Source organism: Streptomyces sp. NPDC043908 (assembly GCF_056435525.1).
The window spans coordinates 1-13032 of the sequence record NZ_JBWKEI010000017.1 but is presented as its reverse complement, the minus strand read 5'-3'; the positions used below and the strand labels follow the sequence as shown (position 1 = coordinate 13032).

The 13032-nt window shown below is 71.3% G+C and carries 10 protein-coding genes and 1 pseudogene; 3 read left to right on the top strand and 8 right to left on the bottom strand.

Translation table 11 applies throughout. The annotated features are described in order from the left end of the window. Positions 1-208: 208 nt before the first annotated feature. From AC069K_RS30080 to AC069K_RS30045, 8 genes and pseudogenes are all read right to left on the bottom strand, one after another. The gene (locus AC069K_RS30080) at positions 209-1189 is read right to left on the bottom strand and encodes an L-threonylcarbamoyladenylate synthase (protein ID WP_478621587.1); all 981 of its coding nucleotides are present in this window, start codon (positions 1187-1189) and stop codon (positions 209-211) included. A 223-nt stretch (positions 1190-1412) separates the two neighbouring features. After that, positions 1413-2288: a ribosome-inactivating family protein gene (locus tag AC069K_RS30075; RefSeq protein ID WP_478621585.1), complete on the bottom strand. Its 876-nt coding sequence runs from the start codon at positions 2286-2288 to the stop codon at positions 1413-1415. A gap of 56 nt (positions 2289-2344) precedes the next feature. Then, on the bottom strand, positions 2345-3262 hold the full coding sequence (locus AC069K_RS30070; protein ID WP_478621583.1) for a Crystal protein ET79: 918 nt from the start codon (positions 3260-3262) through the stop codon (positions 2345-2347). Between the two features lie 126 nt (positions 3263-3388). Next, positions 3389-3613: a hypothetical protein gene (locus AC069K_RS30065; RefSeq protein ID WP_358991193.1), complete on the bottom strand. Its 225-nt coding sequence runs from the start codon at positions 3611-3613 to the stop codon at positions 3389-3391. Positions 3614-3728: 115 nt separating this feature from the next. Beyond that, a complete protein-coding gene (locus tag AC069K_RS30060) occupies positions 3729-6821 on the bottom strand; it encodes an AfsR/SARP family transcriptional regulator (RefSeq protein WP_478621581.1) in 3093 nt (1030 codons plus the stop codon). A gap of 185 nt (positions 6822-7006) precedes the next feature. Continuing rightward, a pseudogene (locus AC069K_RS30055) lies at positions 7007-7120 on the bottom strand (IS5/IS1182 family transposase); the annotation flags it as partial. Positions 7121-7173: 53 nt separating this feature from the next. Further along, entirely contained in the window at positions 7174-8292 is a 1119-nt protein-coding gene (locus AC069K_RS30050) for a fatty acid desaturase family protein (RefSeq protein ID WP_478621579.1), read from the bottom strand. A 7-nt stretch (positions 8293-8299) separates the two neighbouring features. After that, positions 8300-9358 carry a ferredoxin reductase gene (locus tag AC069K_RS30045; protein WP_365109012.1) on the bottom strand — a complete coding sequence of 353 codons (1059 nt, stop codon included), beginning with the start codon at positions 9356-9358 and terminating at the stop codon, positions 8300-8302. An 86-nt stretch (positions 9359-9444) separates the two neighbouring features. On the opposite strand from AC069K_RS30045, the gene AC069K_RS30040 reads away from it, so the two are divergent. From AC069K_RS30040 to AC069K_RS30030, 3 genes are all read left to right on the top strand, one after another. Beyond that, complete coding sequence (locus AC069K_RS30040; RefSeq protein WP_478621577.1) at positions 9445-10584, top strand: PucR family transcriptional regulator; 1140 nt, start codon at positions 9445-9447, stop codon at positions 10582-10584. Positions 10585-11350: 766 nt separating this feature from the next. Further along, positions 11351-11560 carry a hypothetical protein gene (locus AC069K_RS30035; protein WP_478621575.1) on the top strand — a complete coding sequence of 70 codons (210 nt, stop codon included), beginning with the start codon at positions 11351-11353 and terminating at the stop codon, positions 11558-11560. Positions 11561-11739: 179 nt separating this feature from the next. After that, entirely contained in the window at positions 11740-12129 is a 390-nt protein-coding gene (locus AC069K_RS30030) for a hypothetical protein (RefSeq protein WP_365109004.1), read from the top strand. Positions 12130-13032 lie beyond the last annotated feature (903 nt).

Below are 13032 nucleotides of genomic sequence, written 5' to 3'. Positions count from 1 at the left end.
CATCGCCATAACGTCCCTGCTTCTCGTTCCGCGCCCTCTGCTCGCGCTGATTCTCTTCGGCACCCCTGACAACGGTCAAGATCCGGCCCTGGGCCGTGTCCAGCGCCGTGCCGGGCGGGCAGGAACCGGAATCACGCCGACCGGGAAGGCAGGTCAAGTGCGCGGTCCGGAGCTTCACGGCGCCGGGCGGCCGTGGCGCCGGTGGTGGTCACACGGTGGTACGGGGACCCGCGGCGCGACGGAGCCGGTTGGCGATCGCCAGTCCCAGCCCCTCCTCCGTCGGCAAGGACGCGACGATGACGTCGCATCCCTTCTGGTCGAGTTCGCGCAGGGACGCGTACAGGCCGCGCGCGTGGGCGGCCATCGAGGCGGGGACGTCCACCACGGCGTGCGCCTTCACCGGCGCCCCGGCGAAGGCGGCGGGAAGGAAGACGCCCACCCGGTGTCCCAGGACGACAGCGTTTTCCACCTCGGCGATGACCTTCTCAGGCTCGACGAGGACGACCCGCGCCCTCGGTGCGTAGTGGGACGGATGTTGTCCCGGCACACGGACGCCGCTGGTCGCCGGGACGGTGAGGGGGTGGCCCAGCACCGCTTCGAGGTCCTCGCGGGCCACCCCGCCGGGCCGGAGGATGGCGGGGGTGTCACCGGTGACGTCGACGATGGTGGACTCGACGCCGACCTCACAGCGGCCGCCGTCCAGCACGAAGTCCACGGCGTCACCGAGTTCGGCACGGACGTCGTCCGCGGTGGTGGGACTGACGGAGCCGAAGCGGTTGGCGGACGGGGCCGTGATGCCGCCGCCGAACGCCTCCAGCAGCGCGAGGGCGAGCGGATGGTCCGGCACACGCACAGCGACCGTCTCCAGACCGCCGGTCGCTTCCAGCGGCACACGGGCACCGCGCCGCAGGACCAGCGTGAGCGGTCCGGGCCAGAAGTGCCCGGCCAGCAGGCGGGCCGCCTCAGGCACATCCTTCACCCACGCGTCCAGCTGTTCCGCGCCGGCGATGTGGACGATCAGAGGGTGGGAGGCGGGGCGGCCTTTGACCTGGAAGATCCGCGAGACGGCGGCGGGGTCCTCGGCATTGGCGCCGAGACCGTAGACGGTCTCGGTCGGAAGGGCCACCAGGCCGCCGGCGCGCAGCACGGCGGCCGCCTGGTCGATGTCGATTGCGCTCACCCTCCCCATTCTAGGCGGGTCAGGGACCGGCCTCGTTCATGATCGAATCAGGGGAGGCAGCCGCACCGGGGGGTGTCGCGGTGCGTGCGCGGCGTCGTCGAGCCCACACCCGCCAAGGGCAGCCTCGCGGGGCGGTGCGGACCAGCTCCTGCCCGCAGGGCCCCGCCGGACCTCCGCTCCGGGCCCCCCGCCTCGCGGGCGGCCCGGAGCGGTCCGGCCGGGACCGGGGGGATCAGCGCTTGGTCGACAGGAGCATGACCAGGACATTGCGGATGTCCCGGATGTTGCGGAACGTACGGCCGCCCACGGTCCGCGCCGGGGGCTGCTCGCCCCGGAGCAGCTGGCGGGTGAAGCCCGTCAGCGCGCTCCAGTCGTTCTCCAGCGCGATGTTGTCGGTGGACTGGCGGCCGCGGTCGCCGCCGTCCGGCATCGCGCTGAGGATGCTTTCGTACACCGGCCGGAAACGTGCCGCCTCGGATGTCGCGGTCACCATGGTGAGTGCGGCCGTGGCCACCCTGCGGTTGTCTGCCGTGCCCGACCTGTTCGCGAAGTCGTAGAGGTCGTTCAACTGGGAGACGAGCGTGGAACGTTCGAAGGTGAGATGAGCGCGATCGACGGACGAGTTGGCTTCGAGGTGCCCCTGCTGCGTTCCGTACCGGCCGTTGAACGGCAGGATGCGCGAGGAGCGGCCCATCTGGCGGCCGAGGTCGAAGTCGTCGAACTGCACCACGTCCCCGCCATCGACCGAGAACCCGCGCAGGTAGAGGTTGTCGGCCGTGTAGTGGAGGCTGACGTAGCGGTTCCCCGGGAGCTGCACGCGCAGCGTCACGATGTCGGGGCTCGCGCTGGTCTCCAGCAGCGTCGGGTCGGCTGGGAGGTGGTGGCCGACCGCTGTGCGCAGTCCGGCGATGACGCGGCCGTAGGTGGTGCGGACCGAGGCGTCGTCGGTCTGGGTGAGGTCCCAGATGTACGGTGCCTGGATCGCCTGGGGCCCCACCGCGGCGGCGGCCGTCGCCACAGAGGCGTGTCCGTCGGCGGCCTGTGCGGCGGGCGCCACGCCGGTGAGCAGGGCGGCGGCGAGCAGGAGAGCGGGTATTTCCTTGCGCATGGTGTTCCTTACGAGAGGGAGGGCGTCGAAGGGGCCGCCCTGGGGCGGCCGGCCGGTCAGGCCGTGCGGATCCGGAAGGTGACCTGCGCGTTCTTGCCGCCGCCGCCCGACTGGTCGCACGCGAACCCGGTGGGCACGTTGCAGGTGTAGCTGTTGCCGCCGGAGAACGGGTTGTTCCAGCTGATCGAGACGATGCCGCCCTCCGACATCATGTAGGAGGCCCGTCCCTCGGTGCCGGTCATGAAGCCGGAGGACTCACTCTTCCAGGAGCCGCTCGCGCCGGGGTTGATGAGCGAGGCCGGCAGGGAGTTGTCGCTCCAGACGCCGTGCGACAGGCTCGCCCCGGTCCGCACGAGCGCACGGCCGGAGTCGTTCAGCAGGTTGACCGCGGTGCTGCGCACGGGGGTGGCGGCGGCGACGGCGGATGCCTTCAGCGTCGCGGGGCCGCCCGTGAGGGTGATGCGGACGGTGGCGTTGTTGCCGCTGCCACCGCTGATCGAGCACTGGTAGCCGGACGGTGCGTCGCACCAGTAGCCGTTGCGGCCGGAGTACGGGTTGTTCCAGTGCATCCGCACCTCGTCCGCGGTGCCCGCGATCCGGTAGTTGGTGTATCCCTCGGTGCCGGTGAGCATTCCGCAGGAGTGGCTGCCCCAGGAGGGGCTGGTGTGCTTGGCCACGTAGTCGGGCGGGAGGTTGTCGTCGTCCCAGCAGCCGTGGGAGAGGCTGGAGTAGGTGCGGATCAGCTGCTGGTTGGTGCTGTTGCTGAAGGCCACGCCCACGCTGCGGGCGGAGGACGCGCTGACGTCGGCGGACGCGCCGGCGGCAGAGGACACCGAGGAGGGGGCGGGGGCGGCGGTCGCGGCCTGCGCGGCCGGGGCCAGGCTCACACCGGCACCGGCGAGAGCGGTCACGGCCAGGGCCAGGGTCCGCAGGCGGGTGGGACGGCGGGTGGGACGGGGGGAGCGTACGAACATGGTCGACATGCCTTCCGAGGAGAGGGGATTGGGGGGCGCCGCAGTCGGGCGGGGCGCCGGCCGGGCCGACGTACCGCGCTGACGGGTGGCCGCCGGTCCGGCCGGGTGACCGGCCCGGCTCGGGGATCAGTTCACGTAGTACAGGTCGAACTCGTCGCGCCCGTTGTCCACGCACTCGTAGCGGCTGAACAGCCCCATGCCGACACTGAGCGAACCCGCCGCGCGGCAGGAGTCGTACGTCTTGTAGTGCCCGCCGAAGTAGCGGTAGTCGGCCGCCTGCGCCGACTGGGCGGCGGCGCCGCCGAGCAGGAGGGCTGCCAGGAGCAGGGATCCGGTAGCGGTCGTTCGCATGCGCATGAGCCAGGTCCACCGTTCGGTGTGTGCCGCGTGCGGCTGTGTCTGTCAGGGACGTGACGAGCCTGTCGGTGCCCGCCGACGTTTCACCGACGTACCGCTGACGCTTCGCTCACGCCCGCCGCTTCCCCTCCCCGGCCCGGGCCGCCAGTGCCGCACGGCGCTCGGCGTACTCCCGGGCGCCGGTGATCCGCGAGAGCAGTTCCAGGGCCTGCCCGGCCGTATCGTCGAGCCGGTGCGCCTCCGCCTGCCCCGCCGACTCCTCCAGCTCCGCCAGCGCCTCGGCGGTGCGGCCGAGGTCCCACAGGGCCTGCCCGCTCTGCAGGCGCAGCCACGCCCGCCCGACGACCTCCTCCTCGCGGGTGAGCGCGAGCGCCTGCCGGGCGTGGGCAAGCGCCTGCTCGGGGCGCCCGGCGTCGAGGGCGAACCTGGCGAGGTGCTGCAAGGCCAGCCGCTGGGTCGGCAGATGGCCGCAGCGGACGGCGAGCGCCAGTGCGCGCAGGCACTGGGTACGCGCGGGCCGGAGTTCTCCCGCCCGGGCGTAGGCCATGCCGAGGTTGATCCGGGCCGTCGCCTCGGAGACCGGATGGGTGGCCATCGCGGGCGCCGGCTCCAGGCAGTCCAGGGCCTCGGGCAGCCGGCCCTGCTCGATCAAGAGCCAGCCGAGCAGGGCGCGGACGCGCGACTCGCCGTCCGCCCCGGCCGCGTGCGGGTCGCGCTGTACGGAGTCGAGTGCGTCGGTGAGCAGGGGGCACCACTCGTCGCGCGGGCGCAGGACCATCAGCGGCCACTGCAGGATCCCCAGCCGCCAGGCCTGGGCGTGCAGGCGCTCGGCACGCGCCGCGGTGACCGTCCTGGCGAGCAGTTCACGCTGATCGGCATACCAGTCCAGGGCCTGGGACCGGGAGGTGAACTCGGCGTGGGAGGACGGCAGCCAGGTTCCGGGCGGCAGGACGCAGCACGCCTGGGAGCCCGGTTCGGCTGCCTCGGTGGCGGCCAGGCAGGTGTGCAGCAGCAGGTCCACCAGCCGCCGCAGCGCACTGTCCGTGCCCGGCTCGGCCGGGGCGCCGCCCGCCCCCTCCCCTGCGGTGCGGGCGTACAGGCGGACCAGGTCGTGCAGGGACCAGTCGCCGTCGCGCCCCTCCACCACGAGGTGGGCGCCGGCCAGTGCGTCGAGTGCGCGCAGCGCGGCCTCCTGGGTGGTACCGGCCAGGGCGGCCGCCGCGTGGAGGTCGATGCGCCCGCCCGGGTGCGACGTGAGGGCGTACAGCATCCGGCGGTCCTCGGGAGCGACGTGCCGCAGGGAGGCGCCGAGCGCGGCACGCGGCCCCTGGTCGTCGACGGACAGGAGGGCCAGTCTTCGGTTGCCGTCCAGGAGTTGCGCCGCCATCCGTTCCAGGGAGGCGTCCGGCTGGTAGGCGAGGCGGGCGGCCACCACGCGCAGGGCCAGTGGCAGTCCGCCGCACAGTCCGGCCAGACGGCGGGCGGCGGCGGGCTCGGCGGCGACGCGCCGGGCTCCGAGTACGGAGACCAGCAGGGCCGTGGAGTCGCCGTCGTCCAGGATGTCGACCGGTACGGGCCGGGCGCCCTCGGAGACGACGAGGCCACCCAGCCGGTCCCGTGAGGTGACCAGCGTGACGCAGCCGGCTCCGGCGGGCAGCAGCGGGCGTACCTGCGCGGAGGAGCCCGCGTCGTCGAGTACCACCAGGAGACGGCGGTCCGCGGTCAGCTCGCGGTAGAGCGCAGCGGCGCCCTCCGCCGAGTCCGGGACGTGCTCGGGGGCGACGCCCAGGCGTCGCAAGAACTTCTGGAGCACGAGGTCGCCGTCCGCCGGGCCGCGTGCCCCGAAGCCGCCCAGTTCGGCGAAGAGCAGGCCGTCGGGGAAGCGGTCGGCGTTCCGGTGGGCCCACTGCACGGCAAGCGCGGTCTTGCCGACGCCCGCGGGACCGGTGACCAGGCAAACCGGTGATTCCTCCGCGATCAAAGCGTCCAGCCGGGCGAGTTGGGCGGCACGGCCGGTGAAGCCGCCCGGGGGCCGCGGCAGGGCGCCCCGGCCGGTGCGGGCACCGGGGAGGGACGTCACCGCTGCGGCGGATGGCGGCTCGGCCGGAGCCGGGGGCTGGGAACGCGCCGGCGGGGACGGGGCGTCGGGGCCCGCCGCGGGCGCCGGGGTCTTGGGTGGCGGGGACGAGGACTCGGGACACAGCGCCGGGGACGGGGGCTCGGGGGGCGATGACCAGGGCTCGGGACACGACGCCGGGGACGGGGGCTCGGGGGGCGATGACCAGGGCTCGGGACACGACGCCGGGGACGGGGTTTCAGGGCGCGATGTCGGGACTGCGGGACGCGTCGGCGGGGCCGGGGTTTCGAAGCACGCCTCCGCAACTGCGGGCCTCAGGCGCGCCGCCTGCGCCGAGGTCTCGGCTCGCGCCGCCCGGGCCGGTCGCTCGCGCGGCGGGGTCGGCGGCTCGTCGCGCAGCACCTCTTCGAATGCCTGGGCGAGCCGGGGGCCGGGGCACACTCCCAGCTCCTCGGCGAGCAGTCTGCGCGTGTGGTGGTAGCGCTCCACGGCCTGGGCCCGGTGACCCGACCGGTGCAGGGCCAGGACCAGGGCGGCGGCCAGCGATTCGCGCAGCGGGTAGGCGGCCGCTTCGGCGCTCAGCTCGGCCGCCGCCCGTTCGTGCCGGCCCATACGGGCGTACGCCTCCGCCAATTGCTCCACCGCGCCGACCCGCTCCTCCTCCAGCGCGCGGGCCGCGTCCAGCAGCAGGGGGCCGGCGGTGGTCCCCGTGAGGGCGGGGCCCTGCCACAGCGCCAGCGCCTGGTGCAGCAGACGCACCGCCTCGGCGGCGTCCGGCTGGGCACTGGCCCGGCGCACCAGCTCCTTGAAGCGCGCACTGTCCACCTTGACGGGCGGGGTACGCAGTTCATACGCACCGGTGTGGGTGATCAGGTCCACGCCGTGCGCGGCACCGCCGGCCTCCGCGATGAGGGCGCGCAACTGGGAGACGTGGCCTTGGACGACCGAGCGCGCCCGAGCCGGTGGCTCGCCCTCCCACAGCGCCTTACCCAGGGCGGTGAGGAGAACGGGCCGGTTGGGCAGCAACAGCAGGGCGGCCAGCAGACTGCACCGCTTGGGCGGGCCGAGCGCCAGCCCGCCCGACTCCGTGTCGATCCCCACCGTCCCCAACAGCCTGAACTCCACCGCGCCTCCTCCGTGCTTGCCTGCAACCCGAAGAGGACAGGGAGTGACCGGAGGTTGTCACAGAGCGAGAACGCGCCGATCCCTGGCCGAAAACGGCCAGGTCAGCCAGCGCCTCAGTCCCCGGCCCGGGGCGGGCCCTCGGGCGGGATCAGGCCTGCGACGGTCGCCCTGGCACCGGAAGGCTATGGGGCACTGGTCCGCAACCGCCACACCTCCCGGTTGGTCACCTGCCGATAATCCCGCCACGGACGCCCTCGCCCGGCAACACCCGGCAACAGCGGCGCTATCCACTCCCGGATCGATGTCCGGGAATGAAGCGGTAGGGCCGAAAGATCCGAACCAGCACCGGGGATCAGGCCGCGACGAGCTCCTGCACGCGGTCCGGCGTCTTGATCTTGGGTTTCCTGTTCGGCAGCGAGAGCCGGAAGACCTTGCGCCACGCGGAGAACACCTGCTTGGGCAGCGGCCCGGTGACGTACTCCAGCTCGTACTTCTCGAACAAGGCACGCACCTTCACCGCGACCTCGGCGTACCGGTTGCTCGGCAGGTCCGGGAACAGGTGGTGCTCGATCTGGTGTGACAGGTTGCCGGTCATGAAGTGCATGGCCTTGCTGCCGCTGATGTTCGCCGAACCCATCATCTGGCGCAGGTACCACTGGCCGCGCGTCTCGCGCTCAATCGACTGGCGCTCGAAGACCTGCACGCCCTCGGGGAAGTGCCCGCACATGATCACCGAGTGGGACCAGACGTTGCGGACCAGGTTCGCGGTGAACGTGGCGGCGAGCGTGTTGAGGAAGGACGGGCCCGACAGCAGTGGGTGGATCACGTAGTCCTTGAGCACCTGCTTGCGGATCTTACGGCCGACGGCTTTGGCCCGCGCACGGAACTCCGGATCCTTGCGGCGGTGCTTGTCCAGGTTGTCGCCGAGCTCAAGGTCGTAGGCGGCGATGCCGTACTCGAAGAAGCAGGCGTTGAGGAAGTTCCACAGCGGCTGGCCGAGGTGGAGCGGGTGCCACTCCTGGTCCTCGTCGACGCGCATGATGCCGTAACCGAGGTCGTTGTCCTTGCCGATCACGTTGGTGTACGTGTGGTGCAGCTCGTTGTGGGAGTGCTTCCACTGCTCGGCCGGCGAGACGTGATCCCAGTCCCAGGTGGTGGAGTGGATCTTCGGGTCCCGCATCCAGTCCCACTGGCCGTGCAGGACGTTGTGGCCGATCTCCATGTTGTCCATGATCTTCGCCACGGACAGACCGGCGGTGCCGAGCAGCCAGGCGGGCGGGAACATGGAGAACAGCAGCACGCCCCTGCTGGCCAGCTCGAGCTTGCGCTGCGCGGAGATGACCTTGCGGATGTAGGCGGCGTCTTTCTCGCCGCGGCTTGCGATCACCTCGTCGCGGATCGCGTCCAGCTCGCGGCCCAGCTCCTCGATCTGCTCAGCGGTCAGGTGGGCAGTGGGGTCAATGGCGGTCAAGGTGCTCCTACCGTTCGATGTCGCAGGGGCCCGCCGCGGCGGACACGCAAGTCTGGATGAGGACGCCCGGCTCGGCTTCGGTGATCTCGCCGGTGCGCAGGTCGCGGACGGCCCCCGCCTTGAGCGGTGTGACGCAGCCGTAGCAGATGCCCATGCGACACCCGGAAGGCATGAGCACGCCGGCCTCCTCGCCGACGTCCAGCAACGGTGTGGCACCGTCCGCGTCGACGGTCTTGCCGGTGGTGCGGAATGTGACCTCGCCGCCGCTGTCCCCGGAGACGACGATGCTGGGGCGGAAGCGTTCAGTGTGCAGGCGCTCTTGGACGCCGTGCTCGATCCAGTGCGCCTCGGCGGTGTCGAGCAGGCCCGCGGGGCCGCAAGCCCAGGTCTCCCGCTCGGCCCAGTCGGGCACGAGCTCGTCGAGGCGGGCGATGTCGAGCATGCCGTCCGTGTCGGTGTGCAGCTCGGTGAGGCGCAGCTTCTTGTCCGCAACCAGGTCGTGCAGCTCGTTGCGGAAGATCACGTCTTGTGGCTGCGGTGCGGAGTGGACCATGACGACGTCGTCGAACTCGGTGTCGCGCAGCATGCCCATCACCGGCGTGATGCCGCTGCCGGCCGTCAGACAGAGCACCTTGGCGGGTTTGGCCTCCGGCAGCACGAAGTCACCGGTCGCCTGGTCGAGCTGGAGCAGCGTGCCCGGTTTCGCCCTGCGGACCAGGTGGTTGCTGACCTTGCCGCCCGGGATCGCCTTCACGGTGATCGTGACGCGGCCGTCCCGGCGGTCCGTCGGCGAGGTGAGCGAGTAGGCACGCCACAGGCGCACCCCGTCGACGTCGACCCCGATCCGCACGTACTGACCAGCCGTGTGGCCGCGCCACCCCCGCCCCGGTCTGATCACGAGGGTCGCGGCGTCACCCGTCTCGGGGTGCACGGCCTCGATGCGCCCGCGCAGTTCAGCGCCCGCACGCAGCGGGCTGAACAGGTCGAGATAGTCCGACGGCAGCAGCGGCGTCGTGACCATCTCCAGAAGTTTCCACGCCCTGCCGCGGAGGGCTGCACTCGTCATGACTCCACCTTGATGCGCCTCAGGGCGTAAAGTCCTGTCCGAAGAACGTGAATCTGTTCGGCTGAATTGTTCGCAGGAAACAAAACATGAACCATGCAATCCGGAGAGCCAGCGAACTGACCCTGGATGAGAAGACGGTCACCGCACTGCGGGCCGTGCTGAAGACCACCGCCGACGAGGTCGTCCAGGCGATCATCGACGAGGTTCCTCCCTATGCCAACGCCCTTTCTGGCCGCATGGGCGGCATCATCCGCCGCGCCGTACGCACAGCCCTGGGGCATTACCTGGACCTCGCGAGCGGCAACGCCACAGGCGGCGACGCCGGTGACGCAGCCTACGAGCTGGGCCGCGGCGAGGTCCGCGAGGGCCGTTCGATGGACGCCCTGCTCAGCGCCTACCGCGTCGGCGCCCGCGTGGCCTGGCGATGCCTGGCCACGGGTGCCGTACCCGCAGGGCTGCCCGCCGCCGAGGTCGCGAAGTTCGCCGAGCTGACCTTCGCCTACATCGACGAACTCTCCGCCGCGAGCGCCGCGGGTCACGCCGATGAACTGGCTGCCCAGGGCCGGGCCCACGAGCGCCACCTGGAACACCTGGCCCGCGACCTCCTCGCCGACGCGAGCCCGGACGTGCTGCGGGCCTCCGCGCAACGGGCCGGGTGGCAGCCTCCGGCGTCGCTGACCGCGGTGCTGCTGCCCGCCGCTCAGGCTCGGCCTGCCTACCGCACACTCAACCCCAACACGCTCGTCCTCGACGATCTGCCGGACGCCTGGGGCGTGCTGCTGGTCCCCGATGCCGACCGGGCACATCTCCTGAGACAGCTGAACCACCGCGCCGCCGTGGTCGGCCCGACCCGGCCATGGACTCGTGCGTCCGCCTCGTACGCACGAGCCGTACGCGCGCGCTCCCTCTCCTCCGACATCCGCGACACGGAGGACCACCTGCCCGAGCTGGTACTGAGCGCCGACGCGGACGCGTATGCAGACCTGCGTGCCCGAGCCCTCGCACCCCTGCGGACCTTGCCTGCCGCGACCGCGCGGCGGCTGGAGGAGACGCTGCGGGCGTGGCTGCTGCACCAGGGCAGGCGGGACGAGGTGGCATCGGCATTGTTCGTCCATCCCCAGACCGTCCGGTACCGGATGACACAGCTGCGAGAGCTGTTTCCGGAACTCGCATCGCCGCAGCGCGTCCTTGAGTTGACGCTTGCGCTCGGTCTCCAGGTCAGCTGACGCATGCCCCGACGTCCACGACCATGTCCGGAGCGGCGAACGTGTCCTCATTCCGCTGCGGTGCGCACCTGCCACAGCACGTTCCAAGCGCAGCGCCGTCAAGACGGACTTGAGTGCTGTCCCAGCCGTCCTGAACGAGGGGGGTGGTGATGGCGAGCGAGCCTTGGCCAAGGGATTGTCCCAGCGGACGCCGCATCCTTCGCCGCGTCGTGGGCCTCGGGAGGCGATGAGCCGCCAGAGCATGTACAGCCGGTGCGTTCGAGGAAGTCGAGGAACGCCGCCGCCTGCTCGGAGGTCCTGGCTCTGTTCACGAGTTCAGGTTCTGGCTCAAGTTCTGTGCTTGTCCAGTCGGCGGGGATTGGTGCCCTTCTTGTGATGTGCGGGGCTGGTGTACGCCTCGCCAGTTGCGAGGACGTGTCCCATGTCGTGATGGGTTGCCGAACGGCTGTCTTTCTTGAACCGGGTGGGCGGCCGGGACCAGGTCGGACGGGTTTGGGCGCACGCGCTGGTGTCAGGTCTGGGCGTGGAGGCTTCTGAACCCGGTTCACGCGGGGGTCGTGGTCACCCGCCAGTATGCCGCCCGGCCGCGGCGGTCCGGGCTGGTTCGCCGGCGGTAGCAGTGGCGTAACCGCTCTGTTCTGGTGAGCTGGAACAACCAGCCTGGCCTTGCTGGCCAGGGCCAGGGCCAGGGCCAGGGCCAGGGCACTATCACCGCTGATAGCGGCCTGGCTCAACCCGTAGGGCCGGACCTGGGAGACTAGGGATCATGACCGAACGTCGACCGCTCTCGCCGCCCGCCTTCTCCGAGCCCGCTTCCGACGCTCCCCTACCCGTCCAGGCGGGTGGGCGCCGGCCGATGCCGGTCGAGCAGGGCGCCGACTTCCGCCAGCCGCCCGGCGAGCCCGCACCCGCCCCGGCCCGACGCCCGCTCGCCCCCGTCGGCCTCACCTTCTCAGACCCGGACCGCCCCATCTGAGCGCTGCCTCCACGGGGTGCGCCACGTCCAGGACCAGCTCACCACTAGCCCCACCCCCGGTGTGCCAGCGCCTCCATCTGGACAGTGGTCGTAGTCGGCCGGGCTCCCGCCTCGGATACCGTGTTCCTCTACGGGGTGCCATAACGGATGTGATGCCCCCCACCGGAGGTAGTCAACGTATGAGTTCAAAGCGCAGCAAGAATCCAGCCCTGCCCGTACTTGACGACGCATTCCGGCTCGAGTCGGTCAAGAACGCTGAAGAGTCCACCCGTGACTTGGCCGCGCGGCTGGCCACCACGGAGCTGCGCCGCGTTTCCCACCCGGGCCGGATCACCTGGGAGCCCATCGATCAGGCCGAGCCCGTACCGGTCCCGCCGACTGTGGTCGACGGTGACGGGGACCTGTGGCTGCGGGACCGGGGCACTGGCACCTGGACCATGCCCGAGTTCAACCCGAAGGAGTTCCCGGCCCGCTGTGGCGAGGTTCTGACGTGGAACGAGCTGGCCCGCGAGTTCGGCCCGCTTACCGCACTGGCCGACGACCGCCGCATCGGCGGCGGCCGACGCTGACCGCGCAGCCTTCTGGGTAACCGCTCCCCTTAAGCGCCCGTCACGGTAGCTGGGAGCTCCAGCTACCCGCCGAGCTCTCATTGGAGCCGCGCCCCCACGCGCCGATCAGTGACGCAGCGTGGCCGGTCCACAGAACCTGAGCCTGAACCCGTTCTCGTGAACAAGGCCAGACGCCCTCCCACCGAACACGATGGGACCGGTTGGCGAGACCGCTATGCGATGCGCCCCTTCGTGGGGTGGAGGCACCTTGTGGGATCCCATTGCCTCCCCCCAAGGGGTAGTGCACCGAACGTGCGGGAACAAAGACTCAGGTCCTTGTTCCCGCACGTCCGAGGTGCTCCCCCCTGGCAGAAGGATGCCTTCAACCGGTGGAAGCTCCCCGAGCAAGACGCCAGGCTGGCAGATCGCCGGCTGGTGCGCAGTTGACCGGATCGGTCGGCATCATGTACACGCCCGAAGCCGGTGGGACCTGGAGCCGATACGCCCCAGGCGTCCACCAGCGGTGAAGCGCGGCTACTGACGCTGGGGCCACCGAACCCCGCTTCTCCTCAACGTGGACGACGTGAAGCTCGGTGCCGTCCCTGTGACGCCTGGAACGTCCGAACAGCCCGACAGTGATCTGCGACTGATCCTGAAGCTCATCGGGGCCGACATAGGTAAGGACGTCGTTGTGATGGCCCGGTGACAACCCATCCCTCCACGTCCTTGAGGTCGATCACCCCAAAGTCTCCTGCCGAAGATCAGGCATGCGCCGGGCCGAACCTCGGGGAGGCGGTCCACGTCCTCCGCGAACAGCCCTCCCGCGGGGCGGGCGCATCCAGTCGGGCAGTGCGGTCATGGCTTCGCCGTAGCGGCGCGTCGGGTCCGGAAGGCGGCGCGCGGCGGGGCTGTCCTACTCGGCCG